The sequence below is a fragment of the Streptomyces sp. NPDC041200 genome, assembly GCF_055591805.1.
In genome coordinates this window covers 793714-811393 of the sequence record NZ_JBVIZF010000001.1, presented here as the reverse complement: position 1 = coordinate 811393, position 17680 = coordinate 793714, and the positions used below count along the sequence as shown (strand labels likewise).

The window sequence follows — 17680 nt, the reverse complement described above, 5'->3', positions numbered from 1 at the left end:
GCGCGGCCGGGGCGCCTCATCGGGTGCCCTTGGGGTCGAGGGCGTCGCGGACGCCGTCGCCGAACAGGTTGAAGGCCAGCACGGTGATGAAGATCGCCGCACCCGGGATGATCATGAACATGGGATCGTCCTCGTAGGTGCCCACCGCCTTGGAGAGCATCTGCCCCCAGGACGCGGTCGGCGGTTTCACGCCCGCCCCCAGGAAGCTGAGGGCCGCCTCGGTGAGGATGTTGGTGGGGATCATCAGCGTCGCGTAGACGGTGATCGGCGCCACCAGGTTGGGCAGCAGCTCCTTGAAGAGGATGTAGCGGCGGCCCGCGCCGAGGCTGCGCGCGGCCTCAACGTACTCCTTCTCGCGCAGCGACAGCGTCTGGCCGCGCACGATGCGGCCGACGTACGGCCAGCCGAAGAAGCCGATGACGGAGACCAGTACCGCGATGCGCACCCCGCTGCCGGTGAGCCCCAGCAGGTCGTTCGGGAGCACCGAGACCAGGGAGATGATGAACAGCAGCTGCGGGAAGGCCAGCAGCATGTCCATCACCCGGCTGATCACCGAGTCCACCCAGCCACCGAAATATCCGGCGATGATGCCGAAAACGGTGCCGAGGACAACGGCGACCAGGGCCGCGAGGAACGCCACCAGCAGCGAGATCCGCGCGCCGTAGACGACCCGGCTGAACACGTCGCGGCCGTTGGACGGCTCGACGCCGAAGAGGAAGTCCGAACTGATGCCGCCCAGGCTGCCCTTGGGGGTGCCGAAGAGCGGGTCGATCTCCTCTTGGTGGAACTCGTTGGGCGGGTGGCCCAGCAGGCTCACGATCAGCGGCGCGAAGATCGCCACTAGCACGAGAAAGACGACCACGGCCCCGCCCGCAAGCGCCAACTTGTCGCGTTTGAGGCGTCTCCAGGCGATCTGTCGCAGCGATCTTCCCTCGACCGACGCCTTGACCACATCCGCCGCTACATCGGCAGTCGCGACCGGCTCTGCGTCGGCGCTCGTGCCGTGCAATGGTGCCGTCATCGTGGTGGGGACCCCTCTCGACCGGCGGTGACCGGCCCACGACTCGCCGCTGTGGCGGCTTAAGTTCACAAGGTGAGCGAAAGGGGTCGTTATCCGGGAATGCAGGAACCGCGCCCCTTGGAGCGGGAGTCTTCATCGCGTTTGTGATCACCCGCCAGTACCCACGGGCAATGGATGCCTAACCGTGATGTGCGGTAAGCGGTTCCGGTATACGGACAGTTGTGACACGAGAACGCATCAGTAACAACCGCCCCACCGCAGACAGTTCGCAGGTGGGGCGGTACAGGTGGCGGAGGGCGCGCTTCAGGCCATGGGCTCAGTACGCGTGGCGGGGCGGCGGGTAGCCGTACCCGTACGACGGGGGCGGCGGCGGGGCCGCGGGCGCGCCGGCGTGGGCGTCACGGTCGAAGAACGGGCGGGCGTTGGCCCGCATCCACATCGCCACCGGGTCGTGCACGTCCGACAGTTCGACCGTCGAGACCGGCAGCCCCTCGGGCACCACGCCGACCGACTGCTGCATCATCAGCCGCACCGATTCCACGGCCTGCTGGCTGTTGTCGTACAGATCGAGTCCGATGGCCAGATACGGGGCGCCCAGCGCGGGCTGCACCCAGGCGCGGCGCAGCGAGCGCACCACGGCGGTGCGGTGCGCGTTCTGCCCCAACAGGGCGTAGAACTGCGGGATTTCGATGGCCGGTTCGGTCAGCCGCAGCGGACCGGCGGGCAGCCGGTCAAGACCGCCCGCGATGCGCCGCAGATCGAGCCAGGGGATGCCGACGCCGCCGCCGTGGGCGTGCGGGTTGAGCCACAGGCCGTAGTGGTCGCGGTAGAGGGAGTCGGCGATCCGCCGCGCGTCCACCACCTCATGCGCGCGGTTCCAGCCACTGGCGGCGAGTTCCTGGGCGGAGGTCACACACGGTGCGTAGCCGTGGCCGTCCACGTCCATGTTCCCGTACTGGGCGTCGGGTGCGCCGGGAGCGCCGTTCCACAGCAGCATCCAGACCTGGCCCTCGGCGAGGGCGTGCAGCAGCGCCTCGTAGGCGTCGTACCGGCCGGGAGCTACCTGCTGCAGCATCCGCTCGACCTGACCGGCAGCCGCCCCCCAATCCGCGCCCGCGCTCACCTGGGTCCGCCCCTCTCTCGGCCTTGCCCGCACTCACCGGGACGCGCGCCGCCCCGTCTGGTCATCCAACCAGCTTACGGGCCCCCGTGGCCGTCCCCGGGGTGCGTCACAGGTCACGGTCGTAGAACGGCCGTACGCGCTCCAGCATCCAGGTGGCCACCGGGTCACCCTGCGCGACGTCCAGCGCGACGAGCTGAACGGTCCACGGGACCGGCACCGACCCGAGCGCCCTGCCGAGCGCCTCCACCGCGAGGGCCTGCCCCTCCGGGCCCGGCGCGTCCAGCTGGACCCCGACGAACAGCGCAGGCTGATCGCCCTCGACGCTGGCCAGCGCGCGCCGCGCGGTGCGTACCCCGGGCTCCCTCCCGAACTCGATCCCGGCCGCGGCCAGGAAGTCGACCGGCTCCTGCTGCCAGTCGGGCTCGAACAGCCGCACCCTGCCGCCGCGCGCCGGGCCGTCCAGCTCGCTGCGCCCGGCCTTGCACAGCTCCTCGACCGCGGGCGGCGGCAGCGGGACGCCGACCGGCCCGTCCGGGTTCACCGCGATGCCGAGCTGCGGCGGCAGCCCGCGGGCGAACTCCACGGCCGGGGCGACCGTGAACGACATGTGGCCGCCGACGATCTGCAGGAACTGCTGCTCGGAGCTGAAGACCGGAACGTACGCCTGGCCCTCGATCTCCACGGTGGGCAGGTCGAGGCTGCGGCTGTCGGGGCCGCCGCCGTTCGGCAGCGGGATCCAGACATGGGCGCGGGCGAGCGTCTCGACGATCCGCGCTCCGGCTCCCGGGACGCCGATCGAGGCGGCGAGCACCTCTTCCAGCTCATTGCCGGGGAACGCGGACCCGGGATAAGCGCCGTCGGGAAATCCTCCGTGAGCGGGGGTTATGCCCTGGTGCTCCGGAATACTCATCTTCGTCCCAACCGCCATCTCGTCCGACCTGCACCAGCACCATAACGGCTGCGCGGCGGAAGGCCATGGGCCGCCCGGGCATCTCCACAGCACTTCCTCACACGGCCACCCGCGTCACTCGAAGGAGATGGCTCGCAGCCTGCTCGCGGTTGCCCGGTCGAGCAGCACGGCGGAAGCGCAGCCCTCGGGCGGCTGTCCGCCCTCCACCCGCGCCACCAGCCGCCCCATCGCCCGCAGGTGCCGCCCGAAGGCGAAGCCGGAGACCCCCCGGCCGCGGGCGGCCTGGCCCTCCAGGGCGACCGCGGGGTCCACGTCCAGCAGCACCAGATGCAGGCCACGGCCGGTGCGCCGGGCGTCCCGGGCCAGCCAGCGGCGCACCCAGGGCTGTGAGCCGCAGTCGTGGACGACGACGCTCGCGCCCGAGCCGAGCGCCCGGCGCAGCCCCGCGTAGTGGGCGCAGCGGACCAGCGGCCGGTAGACGGCGTACGGGAGCCAGCCGGGCATGCGTCTTTCCCAGGCCTCCCGGGTGCGCTGCGAGTCCACCCGGGCCACGGCCGTGCCGCGCGGGTCGAGCCCGGGGACCACCCGGTTGATCAGGGTCGACTTGCCGCTGCCGGGCAGTCCGGAGGCGATGATCAGGTCGCGCGCCGGGTAGCGCAGCTCCGTCCCCACTCCGCCGCGCAGGTCGTGCACGGGGGCGCGGCGGTCCGGTCTGACCGTGCCGCCGTCTGATCGCGTCTGCTCCTGCCGCGCGGGCAGGGTTCCTCGGGTTGTCGCGTATGTTCCCTGCCCGTGCACCGTGATCGTCCTCCAAGGTCGGTCAAGCGGCTCCGTACCCCGAGAGTGTCAAGAAAAGGTAATGCCCATCAAGGAGGCCCCGGAGCGACCCCGCTCACAGATCGGGGGTTCCCTTCCGGAGCGGACGTGCGATGATGTCCGCGCCAACTGCATACCGGCCGCTTGAATCCGCGCGGGAGAGTTCTCGGGCACCGGCGAATCCGCCGGGTCGTCCGAGGCGCCGAAGGAGCAAGTCCTCCCTTGAATCTCTCAGGCCCCGATACCGCACGGATGAGGCAGATCTGAAAAGCGGGCCACGTCAGGTGGCCCCACCCAAGGTGCAAGCCGGACCAGCCCCGCCGCGCGGGAAGGTCACGGCGAACCTCTCAGGTTCCGATGACAGATGGGGAGGACGCGTGTGCCGTCCTTGTCGTCCCATCCGGCCCACCCGTCCCGTCATCGCCGTGATCATGCCCCTGGGAGCTGAACCATGACCGACGCCCCGCCCACGCCCCGCCACACCGCGCTGGACGCGGTCCACCGTGCGCTCGGCGCCACCATGACCGACTTCGCGGGCTGGGACATGCCCCTGCGGTACGGGAGCGAGCGCGACGAGCACACCGCGGTGCGCACCCGCGCCGGTCTCTTCGACCTCTCCCACATGGGTGAGATCGCTCTCACCGGGCCGCAGGCCGCGGACGCCCTCGATTACGCCCTGGTCGGCCAGCTCTCGGCGCTCGCCGTGGGCCGCGCCCGCTACACCATGATCTGCGACAGCGAGGGCGGCATCCTCGACGACCTGATCGTCTACCGGCTCGCCGAGCAGGAGTTCCTGGTCGTGGCCAACGCCTCCAACGCCCAGGTGGTGCTGGACGCGCTGACCGAGCGCGCCACCGGCTTCGACGCCGCCGTACGGGACGACCGCGACGCGTACGCGCTGATCGCCGTCCAGGGGCCGCAGTCCCCCGGCATCCTGGGCGGCCTGACCGACGCCGACCTGGACGGGCTGAAGTACTACGCGGGGCTGCCGGGCACCGTCGCGGGCGTGTCCGCCCTGATCGCCCGCACCGGCTACACCGGTGAGGACGGCTTCGAGCTGTTCGTCTCGCCGGACGACGCCGAGCGGGTCTGGCAGGCGCTGACCGAGGCGGGCGCCCCGGTGGGCCTGGTGGCGTGCGGGCTGTCCTGCCGGGACACGCTGCGCCTTGAGGCCGGGATGCCGCTGTACGGGAACGAGCTGACCACCGACACGACCCCGTTCGACGCGGGGCTCGGCCGGGTCGTGAAGTTCCAGAAGCCCGGTGACTTCGTCGGACGCGCGCCTCTGGAGGCCGCGGCGCGCGAGGCCGAGGCCCGGCCGCCGCGCACGCTGACCGGCCTGGTCGCCGACGGCCGCCGGGTACCGCGCGCCGGATACGCCGTGCTGGGCCCCGACGGCTCGGAGATCGGCCGGGTCACCTCGGGCGCCCCGTCCCCGACGCTGGGGAAGCCGATCGCCATGGCGTACGTCGACGCGGAGTACGCCGCGCCCGGCGCGAAGGGCGTGACGGTGGACATCCGCGGTACCCGGGAGCCGTACGAGGTCGTCGCGCTCCCCTTCTATCGCCGCGAGCGCTGAAACCTCCCGCGCGCCGCCTCTCTCCAGTGATCCGTCCCACCGCTTAAGACCCGTTTCCCAAGCACTCCCCCCTATCCAGGAGAATCGGACCATGAGCAACCCCCAGCAGCTGCGCTACAGCAAGGAGCACGAGTGGCTGTCGGCCGCCGACCAGGACGGCGTGTCGACGATCGGCATCACCGAACACGCGGCCAACGCGCTCGGCGATGTCGTGTACGTCCAGCTCCCGGATGTCGGCTCCACCGTCGCCGCCGGTGAAACCTGCGGTGAGCTGGAATCCACGAAGTCGGTCAGCGACCTGTACGCGCCGGTCTCCGGTGAGGTCACCGAGATCAACGAAGACGTGGTGAACGACCCGGCGCTGGTGAATTCCGCCCCCTTCGAGGGCGGCTGGCTGTTCAAGGTGAAGGTGACGGACGAGCCGGACGGCCTGCTCTCCGCCGAGGAATACGCCGCCTTCTCCGGAAACTGACCCTCTTCTTCGATCGGGACCCAGATGTCGCTTCTCAACAGCTCCCTGCACGAGCTCGACCCGGACGTCGCCGCTGCTGTCGACGCCGAACTCCACCGCCAGCAGTCCACCCTCGAAATGATCGCCTCGGAGAACTTCGCTCCGGCCGCCGTCATGGAGGCCCAGGGCTCGGTCCTGACCAACAAGTACGCCGAGGGCTACCCCGGCCGCCGCTACTACGGCGGCTGTGAGCACGTCGACGTGGTCGAGCAGATCGCCATCGACCGCGTCAAGGAGCTTTTCGGCGCCGAGGCCGCCAACGTCCAGCCGCACTCCGGTGCCCAGGCGAACGCGGCCGCGATGTTCGCGCTGCTCCAGCCCGGCGACACCATCCTTGGGCTGAACCTGGCGCACGGCGGCCACCTCACCCACGGCATGAAGATCAACTTCTCGGGCAAGCTCTACAACGTGGTGCCCTACCACGTGGACGCCGAGACCGGTCTGGTCGACATGGACGAGGTCGAGCGCCTCGCCAAGGAGCACCGCCCCAAGCTGGTCATCGCGGGCTGGTCGGCGTACCCGCGCCAGCTGGACTTCGCCGCCTTCCGCCGGATCGCGGACGAGGTCGGCGCGTACCTCATGGTCGACATGGCCCACTTCGCGGGCCTCGTCGCGGCCGGGCTCCACCCCTCCCCCGTGCCGCACGCCCATGTCGTGACCACCACCACCCACAAGACCCTGGGCGGTCCGCGCGGTGGCGTGATCCTCTCCACCGCCGACCTCGCCAAGAAGATCAACTCCGCGGTCTTCCCGGGTCAGCAGGGCGGCCCGCTGGAGCACGTCATCGCGGCCAAGGCGGTGTCCTTCAAGGTCGCGGCCGGTTCCTCCTTCAAGGAGCGCCAGGAGCGCACGGTCGAGGGCGCCCGGATCCTCGCCGACCGGCTGACCCAGGCCGACGTCGGCGAGGTGGGCGTCTCCGTCCTCTCCGGCGGTACCGACGTGCACCTCGTCCTGGTCGACCTGCGCAACTCCGAGCTGGACGGCAAGCAGGCCGAGGACCGGCTCCACGAGGTCGGCATCACGGTCAACCGCAACGCCATCCCGAACGACCCGCGGCCCCCGATGGTCACCTCGGGTCTGCGCATCGGCACCCCGGCGCTGGCCACCCGCGGCTTCACCGCCGAGGACTTCCGCGAGGTCGCGGACATCATCGCCGAGGCGCTCAAGCCGTCGTACGACGCGGAGGGTCTGAAGGCGCGGGTCACCGCCCTCGCCGACAAGCACCCGCTGTACCCGCACCTGACGAAGTAACCCCGGTCCCGGCCGGATCCTGGGCGGCGCGCTCACCCCGCGTGCCGCCCAGGGGGCGCACCCACCCCCCGCGCCCCTGGAGGCGCGCCCACCCCGCGCCTCCCCCGGAGGTGCGCCCCCGCGCCTCCCCCGGAGGTGCGCCCCCGCGCCTCCCCCGGAGGTGCGCCCACCGCGGCGCGCCGCCGCACCGCACCACCCCGCACGCGCCCCCACGTGCAGACGAAGGAGTCCCCGGTGGCCATCTCCGTATTCGATCTCTTCTCGATCGGCATCGGCCCGTCCAGCTCGCACACGGTCGGCCCGATGCGGGCGGCACGGATGTTCGTCCTCCGGTTGAAGAACGAGGGTCTGCTCGCCCCCACCGCCTCCGTACGCGCCGAACTCTTCGGCTCCCTCGGCGCCACCGGCCACGGCCACGGCACCCCCAAGGCCGTCCTGCTCGGCCTGGAGGGCCACTCGCCGCGCAGCGTCGACGTCGAGTCCGCCGACGGCGAGGTGGAGCGCATCCGCACCACCAAGCGGCTGCGGCTGCTCGCCGCCGAGATGGAGGGCGGCCACGGGCACGAGATCGACTTCGACGCGTCGGACGAGCTGATCCTGCACCGCCGCCGCTCCCTGCCGTACCACGCCAACGGCATGACCCTCTTCGCGTACGACGAGACCGGCCATCCGCTGCTGGAGAAGACCTACTACTCGGTCGGCGGCGGCTTCGTGGTCGACGAGGACGCGGTCGGCGAGGACCGCATCAAGCTCGACGACACCGCCCTGAAGTACTCCTTCCGCACCGGCGACGAACTCCTGCGGCTCTCCCGCGAGACCGGCCTGTCCATCTCCGCCCTGATGCTGGAGAACGAGAAGGCCTGGCGCACGGAGGACGAGATCCGCGCGGGCCTGCTGGAGATCTGGCAGGTCATGGAGGCCTGCGTCGCCCGCGGCCTGGGCCAGGAGGGCATCCTGCCCGGCGGCCTCAAGGTCCGCCGCCGCGCCGCCAACGCCGCCCGTGCCCTGCGCTCCGAAGGCGACGCGGCCGCCCGCGCGATGGAGTGGACCACGCTGTACGCCATGGCGGTCAACGAGGAGAACGCGGCGGGCGGCCGCGTCGTCACCGCCCCGACGAACGGCGCCGCCGGGATCATCCCGGCCGTCCTCCACTACTACAGCCGCTTCGTGCCGGGCGCCGACGAGGAAGGCATCATCCGCTTCCTCCTCGCGGCCGGTGCCATCGGCATGCTCTTCAAGGAGAACGCGTCCATCTCCGGCGCCGAGGTCGGCTGCCAGGGCGAGGTCGGCTCCGCCTGCTCCATGGCCGCCGGTGGCCTCGCCGAGGTGCTGGGCGGCAGCCCGGAGCAGGTCGAGAACGCCGCCGAGATCGGCATGGAACACAACCTGGGCCTGACGTGCGACCCGATCGGCGGGCTGGTGCAGATCCCCTGCATCGAGCGCAACGGCATGGCCGCCGTCAAGGCCGTCACCGCCGCGCGGATGGCGCTGCGCGGCGACGGCCGCCACCATGTCTCCCTCGACAAGGTCATCAAGACCATGAAGGACACCGGCGCCGACATGAAGGTCAAGTACAAGGAGACGGCGCGGGGCGGGCTCGCGGTCAACGTCATCGAGTGCTGACGAATGGCGGTGGCCGGTGACGTCGGCTGATCCTCGGGCGATACGCGTGCCGGTCGGGGACGACGCGGAGCGCTGGGCGAGTCGTGCGGCGAGCCGCCGCGTCCTGCTCGTCGTGCACAACGTCACCTCGGCCGGGCGGCTGCTGGACGTGCTGCCGCTGTTCCACGACGACTTCCGGCTGCAGCTCCTGGTCACCTCGACGGACTCGTCCGCCTTCCAGGGCGGAGTGCGCGAGCTGTTCGCGGACCTGGAGCTGCCGGTGCTGCCGTGGGAACAGGCGCTGGCGACGCCGGTGGATCTGGCGGTCTCCGCGAGCTTCGGCGGCCAGCTCAGCGGTCTGCGCGGCAAGCTGACCGTCTTGTCGCACGGGGTCGGCTACACGAAGCGGCTTTCCGCGCCGGGAGGCAGGATCCGCGAGCCGACGTTCGGCCTCTCGCCTGACTGGCTGCTCGTGGACGGGCAGCCGTTCGTGGACGGGCTCGTCCTGTCCCACCCCGAGCAGCTGGAGCGGCTGCGACGGGTCTGCCCCGAGGCCGAGGCCGCCTCCGTACTGGCCGGGGACCCCTGCTTCGACCGCATGCTGGCCGCCGTACCGCATCGGGAGCGGTTCCGGCGGGCGCTGGGTGTACGCCGGGGGCAGCGCCTCGTCGTCCTGAACTCCACCTGGAACCCGGAGGGTTTCTTCGGCAACGGCGGCGACCAGGACGTGCTGCCCGGGCTGCTCCCCCGGCTCGCCGCCGAACTGCCCGCCGACGACTACCGGCTGGCGGCCGTGCTGCACCCCAACATCTGGTACGGGCACGGGCCCGGCCAGATCCGCGTCTGGCTGGACCGTGCCCTGCGCAGCGGGCTCACCCTGGTCGACCCCGCGCACGCGTGGCGGCAGGCGCTGCTGGCCGCCGATGCCGTGGTCGGGGACTTCGGGGCGGTCTCGTACTACGCGGCGGCGCTGGGCACTCCCGTCCTGCTGGCCTCCGCCGCGTCCGCCGCGCAGGACCGGCTGGACCCGGAGGCGCCCCTGGCGGCGTTCGTCCGGGACGCGCCACGGCTGGATCCGCAGGGTCCGCTGCGGGACCAGGTGGAGCAGCTTGTGGCGCGGCACCGTCCGGCGCCGGGCCCGGCATCGTTCACCACGTCCGCCCCGGGCGCGTCGGCGGCGCTGCTGCGGCGCCACTTCTACGCCCTGATGGACCTCCCCGAACCCCCGTCCCCCGCCCTCCTGGAGCCGCTGCCCCTGCCCCCGTACGGCCCGCCGCGTCGTACGGCGCCCCTGAACGTCCGCACGCGGGTGAGCGGGCCTGATGTCTGGGTCGAACGCACCACGGGCCACCCGTACGACGCGGTCGGCGACGCCCACCTGGCCGTCCACGAGGACACCCGCGACCCGGGCGACCTGACGCGGGCCGACGTGATCTGGCGCGAGGGCACGCCGGACGATCCGCGCCTGGGCGGCGCGGAGGGCTGGACGGCGGAGGTGCTGCGGCGGTACCCGGGGTGTGCGGTGGCGGCGTACGTGACGGGCCCGGACACGTGCGTTGTGCGGTTGCGGGATCACGGCGTACTCCACCTATCAGGCGCCCCGGACGCGGACGCGGACCCGGCCGCCTACGCGTCGTCGCTGCACGCGTGGCAGGCGGGAGGCGGCGGGGCGGTGCCGGTGACCCTGCGGGTGCGGGTGGCGGGTGGGGTGCACGAGGTGGGGGTGGCGCGCGCGTGAGGCGCGGGTGCCGGGGCGATACGTCCGGGGCGGGGCAGGGGGATGCTCCCCACCCCCCAGCCACCGTCAGGCGGCTGCCGGGCGCGGGCGTTACGTTTCGCAGCGCTCCCGCAGACCGGCTAGGTAGGCCAGGTGGGGGGCTGCCTGTTCTGGGGTGAGGAGGCGTTCCGCTTCGGCGATCTTCGTCAGGGCGGCGGCGTCGTCCCCGGCGTCGTGCAGGGTCTCGGCGAGGTCGGTGAGGGTGCGGGCCAGGTTGTACGCCTCCCCGGCGAAGGAGTCCCGCGCGGACTCCAGGCGGTTGCGGGACTCCGCCAGGTCACCCATACCGCGCAGGGCGCGGCCCTGGTGGCGTTGGATCAGGGCGAGGGCGCGCGGGAGGTCCCGGGCGCCCTCCTGGTCGGGGCCGATGCGCCCGTAGACGCGCTCCGCCTCGGCGAAGCGTTCGTACGCCTCCGGGTACCGCCACTGGTACAGGCACAGCAGGCCCAGCATCTCCACGGACGACGCCTCGCCCCGGGCGTGCCCGGCCGCGCGCTCGCAGTCGACGGCGGCGCGCACCGCGCGTTCGGCCTGCTCCCACTGCCGCAGCTCGCCCAGGCAGTGGCCGAGCTGGAAGTGGAGGGCACCCGCGAGGCGGGTGCGGGGGTGGTGCTCGTCGGCGCAGCGGGCCGCGATGCGGAGGGCGGGCAGCGTCTCGTCCCAGTGCCCGGCCTTCAGCTGGAGGGGCCACAGCGCGCGGGCCAGGCGCAGTGCCGTTTCGATGTGCTGGTACTCCTCGGCGACGGAGACCGCCCGGACGAGGTTTCCCGCCTCTGCGCGCAGGGCCGTCATGCCTGCGGACTCGTGGCCGTACGGGGTTCCGTCCGCCGGTGCGGGTTCGGTGCGCCAGCTCTGCGGCAGGGCGGCGTGTGCGGCGTGGAGGGCCAGGTTCAGCAGGCCGTTCAGGACGCGGGAGATGGCCGCGAAGCACTCCGGGATGCCGTGCTCGGGCCCTGCGGCGTCGGCCAGATGGCGGCGGACCTCGGGCCGGAAGCGGTAGCGGCCGTCGCCCAGGGGTTCCAGCAACCGCACGTCCGCCGCCTCGGCGAGCATCCGGGCGGCGTCCTCGGGGGCGACGTCCGCGGCCTCCGCCGCAAGGCGGGCGTCGATCGCGGGCCAGCCGCCCAGAGCGGTCAGGCGGCAGAGCCGCGCTGTCTCGGGGCGGAGGCGGCGGCAGGCGTCCTGGGCCATGGCGCGCACCGGATGGCGGTCTGTTCCGGACGCGGCGGGCTGTTCGCCGGTCAGCAGGCGTACCGCCGCGGCCTTGAGCGCGAAGGCGTTGCCCGCGCAGCCGTCGAGCAGGGCGGGCATCTGCGGCTTGGCGCGCGCGACCGGTTCCGGCCCCGCGACCTTTCGCAGGAGCTGCATCGCGTCCCGGTCCTTCAGCGGGGGTACGGCGATCCGCTCGGCCTCCAGCAGGAACGCCGGGCCGGACGCGACGACCAGCAGGAACACCTCCGGGGTGGCCGGGATGAGGCCCCGGACCTGCGCGGCCGAGGAGGCGTGGTCGATGACCACCAGCGCCCGGCGGCCCGCCGTCAGCCGCCGGTACACCTCTTCGCGCCCCACCTCCGTGGGCGGCATGAGGCTGGGATCGACGCCCATCTGGCGCAGCAGGCGCTCCAGGACGGCGGCGGGTTCCAGCCCGTTGTCGGCGGCGGCGTCGCGGGCGTCGACGTAGAACTGCCCGTCGGGGTACTGCGCGATCCGGTCGGCGCCCCAGTGCAGCGCCACCGCGCTGGTGCCGATGCCGGGCGGCCCGTACAGCAGCGCGGCCCGGGGCCGCCCGGCGGCGGGGCGGGTCGCCTCGCGCCTCAGCTGCCGCAAGACGCTCTGACGGTCAGTGAAGTCCCGTGTGGCGGGCGGCAGTCCGGTGCCGGGGCGCAATGCCAGCTGCGGCAGACTGCGGGCCAGCAGGGCCAGCTCATCGTTGCGCCGTGGATCGTCACGGAGGTGCGGCTGCATCTGACGCGCCAGCAGCTCCCAGCCTTCCGGGGTGCTCGGCAGCGGCGTTTCCCGCCCCAGGGTCCGCCGCACCAGCGCGCCCGTCGACAGAAGCACCTGCTTGCCGACCTCCCCGGCGGCGCCGTTGCCCACCGCCGTGAAGAAGGCGGTGAGCGCACCCACCGTCGCGATCTCGAACACCCCAGCCCCTCCCGTGATACCTGGCCATGACCCCTGTCGGACTGTATCCCCGAAGGCATCCCGTGCGCGGCGGGGACATGATCAACCCTATCCACGGCCGGGCTCTGTCCGGTACGTCAGCGGGTCGCGGTCCGCCGTGGTCTCTCCGCCGGCGAGGGCATGGGCGGCGTACGTGATGCGGATGACGCCGTCGGCGTGTCGTTCCGTGCGGGCGCGGACGCCGAAGACGTCGCCGAGGATCCGCGGGGTCAGTACGTCCAGCACCGGCCCCGCCGCCGTCACGGTTCCCTCGTGCAGGACGACCAGGTGGTCGCAGAGCCGGGCGGCCAGGTCGAGGTCGTGCAGGACCGCCAGGGTGGTGATACCGGTGGCGCGGATGAGATCCAGCAGTTCGTAGCGGGCGCGGATGTCGAGGTGGTTGGTGAGTTCGTCCAGCACGAGGAGCTGGGGGGTCTGCGCCAACGCGCGGGCCAGAAGGACGCGTTGGCGCTCTCCGCCGGACAGGGAGGCGTAGTCCCGGTCCGCGAACGGTCGGACGCCGCAGCGGTCGATGGCATCGGCCACGGCCCGGCGGTCCTCGGCTCCGTCGCGGCCCAGCAGACCGTGGTGGGGGGCGCGGCCGAGGGCGACGATCTCGGTGACGGTCAGTCCGGTGGTGTTGCCGCCGCTGTCCTGGAGGACGGCGGCGGTGCGACGGGCCGCGGTGCGGGGGGACAGGGCCCATATGTCGTCCTCGCCGACCCTGACCACACCGCCCGCCGGTCGCAGTGAGCGGTAGACGGCGCGCAGCAGGGTGGACTTGCCGCTGCCGTTGGGACCGACGAGACCGACGATGTCGCCCTGGTGGGCCCGAAGGCTGACATCGCGGAGGATCGGGTTGCGGTCGAGCGTGACGTGGAGTCGGTCGACGGTGAGTTTCATGGTTCAGTCCAGGCCCTTGTTGCGGCGCAGGAGCCACAGGAAGAAGGGGGCTCCGAGGAGAGCGGTGAGGATGCCCAGGGGGATTTCGTTGGGGCGGTCGAGAGTGCGGGAGAGCAGGTCGACGAGGACCAGGTAGACGGCTCCCAGCAGGGCGGTCAGGGGGAGCAGTCGGCGGTGGTCGGCACCGGTGGTCAGGCGCACCAGGTGCGGGATCATCAGGCCGACGAAGCCGATGCTGCCGACGACGGCGATGACGGTCCCCGTCAGCAGTGCGGTGAGCATCAGGAGTACGGCGCGCAGCCGGTTGACGTTGACGCCGAGAGCGGTGGCGGACTCGTCACCGGCCAGCAGGGCGTTGAGGCGTCGGCCGAAGAGGGTGAGGAGCGTGGTCGTGACGAGCACCACCACGGCGACGGTGGGGAGTTGGTCCCACCGGGCCCCTGCGACGCTGCCCAGCATCCAGAACATGACCGTCCGCAACTCGGTCGGTGACGCCTGGAGTTGTACGTAGCTGGTGGCCGAGAGAAGGGCGTAGCCGACGGCGACACCGGCAAGCACCAGCCGGGTTGGCGCCAGGCGTCCCCGCCGTTGCCCGAGGGCGAAGACCAGCGTGCCGGCGGCGACCGCGCCGAGGAAGGCGGCCGCCGACACCCCGAGCCCGGCGAGCGCGGCGCCACCGCCCAGGGTGATGACGAGGACGGCGCCGAGCGTGGCGCCGTAGGACAAGCCCAGCACGGTGGGGTCGGCGAGCGGGTTGGACACCACGGTCTGCAGGACCGCGCCGCACACGGCGAGGCCCGCACCGGCCAGTGCGGCCAGGACCACCCGCGGGGTGCGGAAGTTCCAGACGATCTGGTCGAGCGCGGGGTCGGAGGGCGCCGCCCCCGCGCCGGTGACGTGGTGGAGGACGATCCCCCACACGTCACCGAGCGGAACGGTGACCGCGCCGATGCTGATCCCCACGATCATCGTGACGAGCAGCGCGACGGGCAGGAGCGTGAACGCCAGCGGAGTCCTGAGCCGGGTCAGAACGCCTCGGGGTGCAGCAGCTTCGCGATCTTCGCCACGGCCAGGTCGTTGCTCGGGCCGAGGTACATCGAGTCCGACAGCGTCACGTACGAGTTGTTCTTGGCGGCCGGCCACTGGGGGAACTCCTTGAGCAGTTTCTTGGCGTACGCCGCCGGGTTGGGGTCGTTGTAGCTGATGACGACGAGCGCGTCGACGTCGGTGGCGGCCACCTTCTCCTTGCTCAGGTCGGCGAACGTGGTCGTGGCGGCGTTCTCGAAGGCGTTGGCGCCGCCGGATTCGGCGAGGATGTCGTTGACGATGCCCTGGGCGACGACCGAGCTGAAATCGTTGCCGCCCATGGACATGTTGGAGAAAAGCACCATGACCTTCGGGCGCTTGGCTCCCTTGACCTTTTCGGAGACCGCCGCGATGTTCTTCTCGGACTCGGCGATCAGCTTCTCGGCCTTGTCACTGACGTTGAAGATCTTTCCCATGTCGCGCAGCAGCTGGTAGCTGTCGGCGACGGTCATCTTGGAGGGGTCGTCGTCGCAGCCCTGCGGGGAGACGTAGCTATTGGCTCCTGCCTGCTTCAGCTGCTCCCGGGTGGCGAAGCCGTTTTTCTGGTCGAAGCCGTACGTGGTGACGGACTGGACGAGGTCGGGGCGCAGGCCGAGCATGGCCTCGCCGGGGATGTCGGATGCCTCGTTGACCTTGATGTCCCCGGTGGGCAGGGCCTTGATCGCGGCGGCCCGGCCGGGGACCTCGGACATGCCGTAGGACTGCTGGTTGGCGACGATCCTGTCCTGGAGGCCGAGGGCGAGGAGGGTGGAGACCTCGGCGACCGAGGCGCCGTTCATGACGACGACCCGGCTGGGCGCCTTCTTGAACGTCTCGCTCCGGCCGCAGTTGTCCAGGGTCACCGGATATCCGCTCTTCGAGGCCGCGGCATCGGTCGTCTTCGTGTTCGTCTTGTCGTCGTCGGAGGAACCGCCGCATGCCGCTGTGAGCAGACACAGGGCTGCGGCCAGGGCGGTGGTGACTGGCCGGTTCATCGGCATTCGGAGTTTCGCCAGACGACACCGCGCTGCTCGTACTCCATGATGGATTCGACGCCGACGGCGACCGCTGCTCCGCATTCGCGGGTGACCATCCAGAGGGCCAGGTCGATTCCGCTGGTGACACCACCCGCGGTCACCAGGTTCCCGTCGTCGACGACTCGTGCGTCGATCACCTTGCCTCCCTGGGCGGCCAGATCGACCTTGGCCAGGTGGTGTGTCGTGCACGGACGGCCGTTGGTGAGGCCCGCCGCGGAGAGCACCAGGACGCCGGTGCAGACACCAGCGACGGTGACCCCGGCCTCCTGTGCCCGTACGAGGTCCCGCAGGACATCTGGATCCTTGATCAGCTGATCGCCGCCGCCCGGCACGATCAGCAGATCGGCGTCGGTGGGCTCCCAGGCGGCCGGAACCATGATCTTGGTGCCGAAGAAGCAGGTCACCTCGCCAGGGGCCGAGGGTCGCACCAGTGTCGTCTCTACCTGACCGCCCGCCTGCACAGCGTGACCGAACACGTCACGCGGCCCGATGGCGTCCTGCTCCTCCACGCCGTCGTACATGAGGATCTGAACACGTAAAGGCATCGGCTTGTTCTCCTTGGCTGGTACAGCGCTGATCTGCCCTACAAGTCGGCCGCACCGGTCGCCTAGTTCCCGGCCCCCGCTGAGTGGACGGCCGACGCCGCCACGCTCCGTCACTCCGCTCCGGGGAGTTCATTCGTCTGACCACGTGAGAGACCTCGCCGAAGGGGAACCCTTAGCCGAATGAACGGCCAGGCGAACACGGACGGTGGACATGAGGGAAAGCGGGCGGGGCGGCTCCGGGAGTGGGGGCGGCGGGTCGTGGGGACACACGGGCCGGAGGGGCACACGCTGCTGCTGATCGGCAAGAGCACCCTCGCGGCCACCCTCGCGTGGTTCATCGCGGCGGATCTGCTGCAGGCCCAGTCACCCGCGTTCGCGCCGTTCTCCGCCGTCCTCATCATGAACGTGACGGTGTACCAGTCGATCGCCCAGTCGCTGCGCTACGTCGCGGCGGTGGTGACGGGGGTGGCGGTCCAGGCGGCGCTGGGGTTTCTGGCCGGGCCGGATCCGGTGACGTTCGCCCTGGTCGCGGCGATCGCGCTGACGATCGGGCAGTGGAGGGCGCTGGGGGCGCAGCGGTCGCAGGTGGCGACGGCGGCGTTCTTCGCGTTCTCCACGTACGCCTCCGCGACGAGCAACATGGAGCGGGCGACCCAACTGGGCCAGATCGTGCTGCTCGTGCTCATCGGCTGCTCGCTCGGGCTGCTGGTGAACGTCGTCCTCATCCCGCCGCTGCGGTACCGCAGCGCGGAGCACGGCATCCGGGCGCTGGCCGGGGCGCTGGAGTCGCTGCTCGCCGACATGGGACCGGCGATGCGGGACGGGGAGTTCGCCGAGGAGCACGCGCGGGGCTGGCGTTCCCGGAGCAACCACGCCCAGGCGCTGGTCACGCAGGCGAGGTCGGGTCTGCAGACCGCGGAGGAGAGCGTTCCGTTCAATCCGCGGCGGCTGCTGCCCCAGCACCGGGGGCGCACGTCGTTCGCGAACTACCGCGCCGTCCTGGACGCGCTGGAGCGGGCCGCGTATCAGCTGGCGTCGCTCACCCGGAGCCTGGAGCGGTGGCGCGGCGAGGAACAGGACTACTCGTACCGGCGGTTCCTGCGGTGCTACGGCGGCTTCCTCGGCTCGCTGGAGGAGATCGTGCGGGTGCTGGCCCGCCTGGACGAGACGCATCTGCGGGACCAGGCGGCGCGGCTGTGCGAGCTGGCCGAGGAGATGCAGGAGCAGCGCCGGACCGTCACCGAGCAGGCGGAGAGCGACGGTCTGCCGCTGGGCGACCCGACCCGGCCGTACGGGGTACTGGTGATCGAGGCGACCCGGTTGACGGAGGAGTTCCAACACACCTGCGATGTGTTGCAGACTCATGTCCAGGGGTAG

15 protein-coding genes and 1 riboswitch are annotated in these 17680 nt (G+C 71.7%); of the genes, 6 read left to right on the top strand and 9 right to left on the bottom strand.

Annotated elements, in window-relative coordinates; genetic code table 11:
• Positions 1-16 precede the first annotated feature (16 nt).
• The 4 genes from ACZ6CL_RS03820 to ACZ6CL_RS03805 form a co-directional block, all read right to left on the bottom strand.
• Positions 17-1021 carry an ABC transporter permease gene (locus ACZ6CL_RS03820; protein WP_468930737.1) on the bottom strand — a complete coding sequence of 335 codons (1005 nt, stop codon included), beginning with the start codon at positions 1019-1021 and terminating at the stop codon, positions 17-19.
• Positions 1022-1337: 316 nt separating this feature from the next.
• Positions 1338-2096, bottom strand: coding sequence for an enhanced serine sensitivity protein SseB C-terminal domain-containing protein (locus ACZ6CL_RS03815; RefSeq protein ID WP_468930735.1), 759 nt, complete (start codon positions 2094-2096; stop codon positions 1338-1340).
• Positions 2097-2250: 154 nt separating this feature from the next.
• Positions 2251-3054, bottom strand: a complete 804-nt coding sequence (locus ACZ6CL_RS03810) for an enhanced serine sensitivity protein SseB (protein ID WP_468930732.1) — start codon at positions 3052-3054, stop codon at positions 2251-2253.
• Between the two features lie 114 nt (positions 3055-3168).
• A complete protein-coding gene (locus ACZ6CL_RS03805; protein ID WP_468930730.1) occupies positions 3169-3852 on the bottom strand; it encodes an AAA family ATPase in 684 nt (227 codons plus the stop codon).
• Positions 3853-4015: 163 nt separating this feature from the next.
• Positions 4016-4127: riboswitch (glycine riboswitch) on the top strand.
• A gap of 194 nt (positions 4128-4321) precedes the next feature.
• Here ACZ6CL_RS03805 and gcvT point away from each other — a divergent pair.
• The 5 genes from gcvT (at position 4322) to ACZ6CL_RS03780 (ending at position 10551) form a co-directional block, all read left to right on the top strand.
• Positions 4322-5449, top strand: a complete 1128-nt coding sequence (gcvT, locus tag ACZ6CL_RS03800) for a glycine cleavage system aminomethyltransferase GcvT (RefSeq protein WP_468930729.1) — start codon at positions 4322-4324, stop codon at positions 5447-5449.
• Positions 5450-5540: 91 nt separating this feature from the next.
• Positions 5541-5921: a glycine cleavage system protein GcvH gene (gene gcvH / locus ACZ6CL_RS03795; RefSeq protein WP_385448068.1), complete on the top strand. Its 381-nt coding sequence runs from the start codon at positions 5541-5543 to the stop codon at positions 5919-5921.
• 24 nt (positions 5922-5945) lie between these two features.
• Positions 5946-7211: a serine hydroxymethyltransferase gene (glyA, locus tag ACZ6CL_RS03790; RefSeq protein ID WP_468930726.1), complete on the top strand. Its 1266-nt coding sequence runs from the start codon at positions 5946-5948 to the stop codon at positions 7209-7211.
• Between the two features lie 234 nt (positions 7212-7445).
• On the top strand, positions 7446-8834 hold the full coding sequence (locus tag ACZ6CL_RS03785) for an L-serine ammonia-lyase (RefSeq protein ID WP_468930724.1): 1389 nt from the start codon (positions 7446-7448) through the stop codon (positions 8832-8834).
• A gap of 46 nt (positions 8835-8880) precedes the next feature.
• On the top strand, positions 8881-10551 hold the full coding sequence (locus ACZ6CL_RS03780; RefSeq protein WP_468930722.1) for a hypothetical protein: 1671 nt from the start codon (positions 8881-8883) through the stop codon (positions 10549-10551).
• Between the two features lie 90 nt (positions 10552-10641).
• On the opposite strand, the gene ACZ6CL_RS03775 is transcribed toward ACZ6CL_RS03780, so the two are convergent.
• From ACZ6CL_RS03775 to ACZ6CL_RS03755, 5 genes are all read right to left on the bottom strand, one after another.
• Entirely contained in the window at positions 10642-12735 is a 2094-nt protein-coding gene (locus ACZ6CL_RS03775; RefSeq protein ID WP_468930719.1) for an ATP-binding protein, read from the bottom strand.
• Between the two features lie 87 nt (positions 12736-12822).
• The gene (locus ACZ6CL_RS03770; protein WP_468930716.1) at positions 12823-13656 is read right to left on the bottom strand and encodes an ABC transporter ATP-binding protein; all 834 of its coding nucleotides are present in this window, start codon (positions 13654-13656) and stop codon (positions 12823-12825) included.
• A 3-nt stretch (positions 13657-13659) separates the two neighbouring features.
• A complete protein-coding gene (locus ACZ6CL_RS03765) occupies positions 13660-14625 on the bottom strand; it encodes a FecCD family ABC transporter permease (protein ID WP_468930714.1) in 966 nt (321 codons plus the stop codon).
• Between the two features lie 56 nt (positions 14626-14681).
• A complete protein-coding gene (locus ACZ6CL_RS03760; RefSeq protein WP_468930711.1) occupies positions 14682-15722 on the bottom strand; it encodes an ABC transporter substrate-binding protein in 1041 nt (346 codons plus the stop codon).
• Positions 15713-16303, bottom strand: coding sequence for a DJ-1/PfpI family protein (locus ACZ6CL_RS03755; RefSeq protein WP_468930708.1), 591 nt, complete (start codon positions 16301-16303; stop codon positions 15713-15715). The genes ACZ6CL_RS03760 and ACZ6CL_RS03755 overlap by 10 nt, the downstream gene beginning before the upstream one ends.
• Before the next feature lie 180 nt (positions 16304-16483).
• Here ACZ6CL_RS03755 and ACZ6CL_RS03750 point away from each other — a divergent pair, with 180 nt between their 5' ends.
• Positions 16484-17680 carry an FUSC family protein gene (locus ACZ6CL_RS03750; RefSeq protein ID WP_468930706.1) on the top strand — a complete coding sequence of 399 codons (1197 nt, stop codon included), beginning with the start codon at positions 16484-16486 and terminating at the stop codon, positions 17678-17680.

What these genes read in the sequence shown, in the direction of transcription:
- ACZ6CL_RS03755 (WP_468930708.1), bottom strand. Translation starts at nt 16,303, where the DNA reads ATGCCTTTACGTGTTCAGATCCTCATGTACGACGGCGTGGAGGAGCAG.
- ACZ6CL_RS03760 (WP_468930711.1), bottom strand. Translation starts at nt 15,722, where the DNA reads ATGCCGATGAACCGGCCAGTCACCACCGCCCTGGCCGCAGCCCTGTGT.
- gcvT (WP_468930729.1), top strand. Translation starts at nt 4,322, where the DNA reads ATGACCGACGCCCCGCCCACGCCCCGCCACACCGCGCTGGACGCGGTC.
- ACZ6CL_RS03820 (WP_468930737.1), bottom strand. Translation starts at nt 1,021, where the DNA reads ATGACGGCACCATTGCACGGCACGAGCGCCGACGCAGAGCCGGTCGCG.
- ACZ6CL_RS03815 (WP_468930735.1), bottom strand. Translation starts at nt 2,096, where the DNA reads ATGCTGCAGCAGGTAGCTCCCGGCCGGTACGACGCCTACGAGGCGCTG.
- glyA (WP_468930726.1), top strand. Translation starts at nt 5,946, where the DNA reads ATGTCGCTTCTCAACAGCTCCCTGCACGAGCTCGACCCGGACGTCGCC.
- ACZ6CL_RS03810 (WP_468930732.1), bottom strand. Translation starts at nt 3,054, where the DNA reads ATGAGTATTCCGGAGCACCAGGGCATAACCCCCGCTCACGGAGGATTT.
- ACZ6CL_RS03770 (WP_468930716.1), bottom strand. Translation starts at nt 13,656, where the DNA reads ATGAAACTCACCGTCGACCGACTCCACGTCACGCTCGACCGCAACCCG.
- ACZ6CL_RS03750 (WP_468930706.1), top strand. Translation starts at nt 16,484, where the DNA reads ATGAACGGCCAGGCGAACACGGACGGTGGACATGAGGGAAAGCGGGCG.
- gcvH (WP_385448068.1), top strand. Translation starts at nt 5,541, where the DNA reads ATGAGCAACCCCCAGCAGCTGCGCTACAGCAAGGAGCACGAGTGGCTG.
- ACZ6CL_RS03765 (WP_468930714.1), bottom strand. Translation starts at nt 14,625, where the DNA reads ATGATCGTGGGGATCAGCATCGGCGCGGTCACCGTTCCGCTCGGTGAC.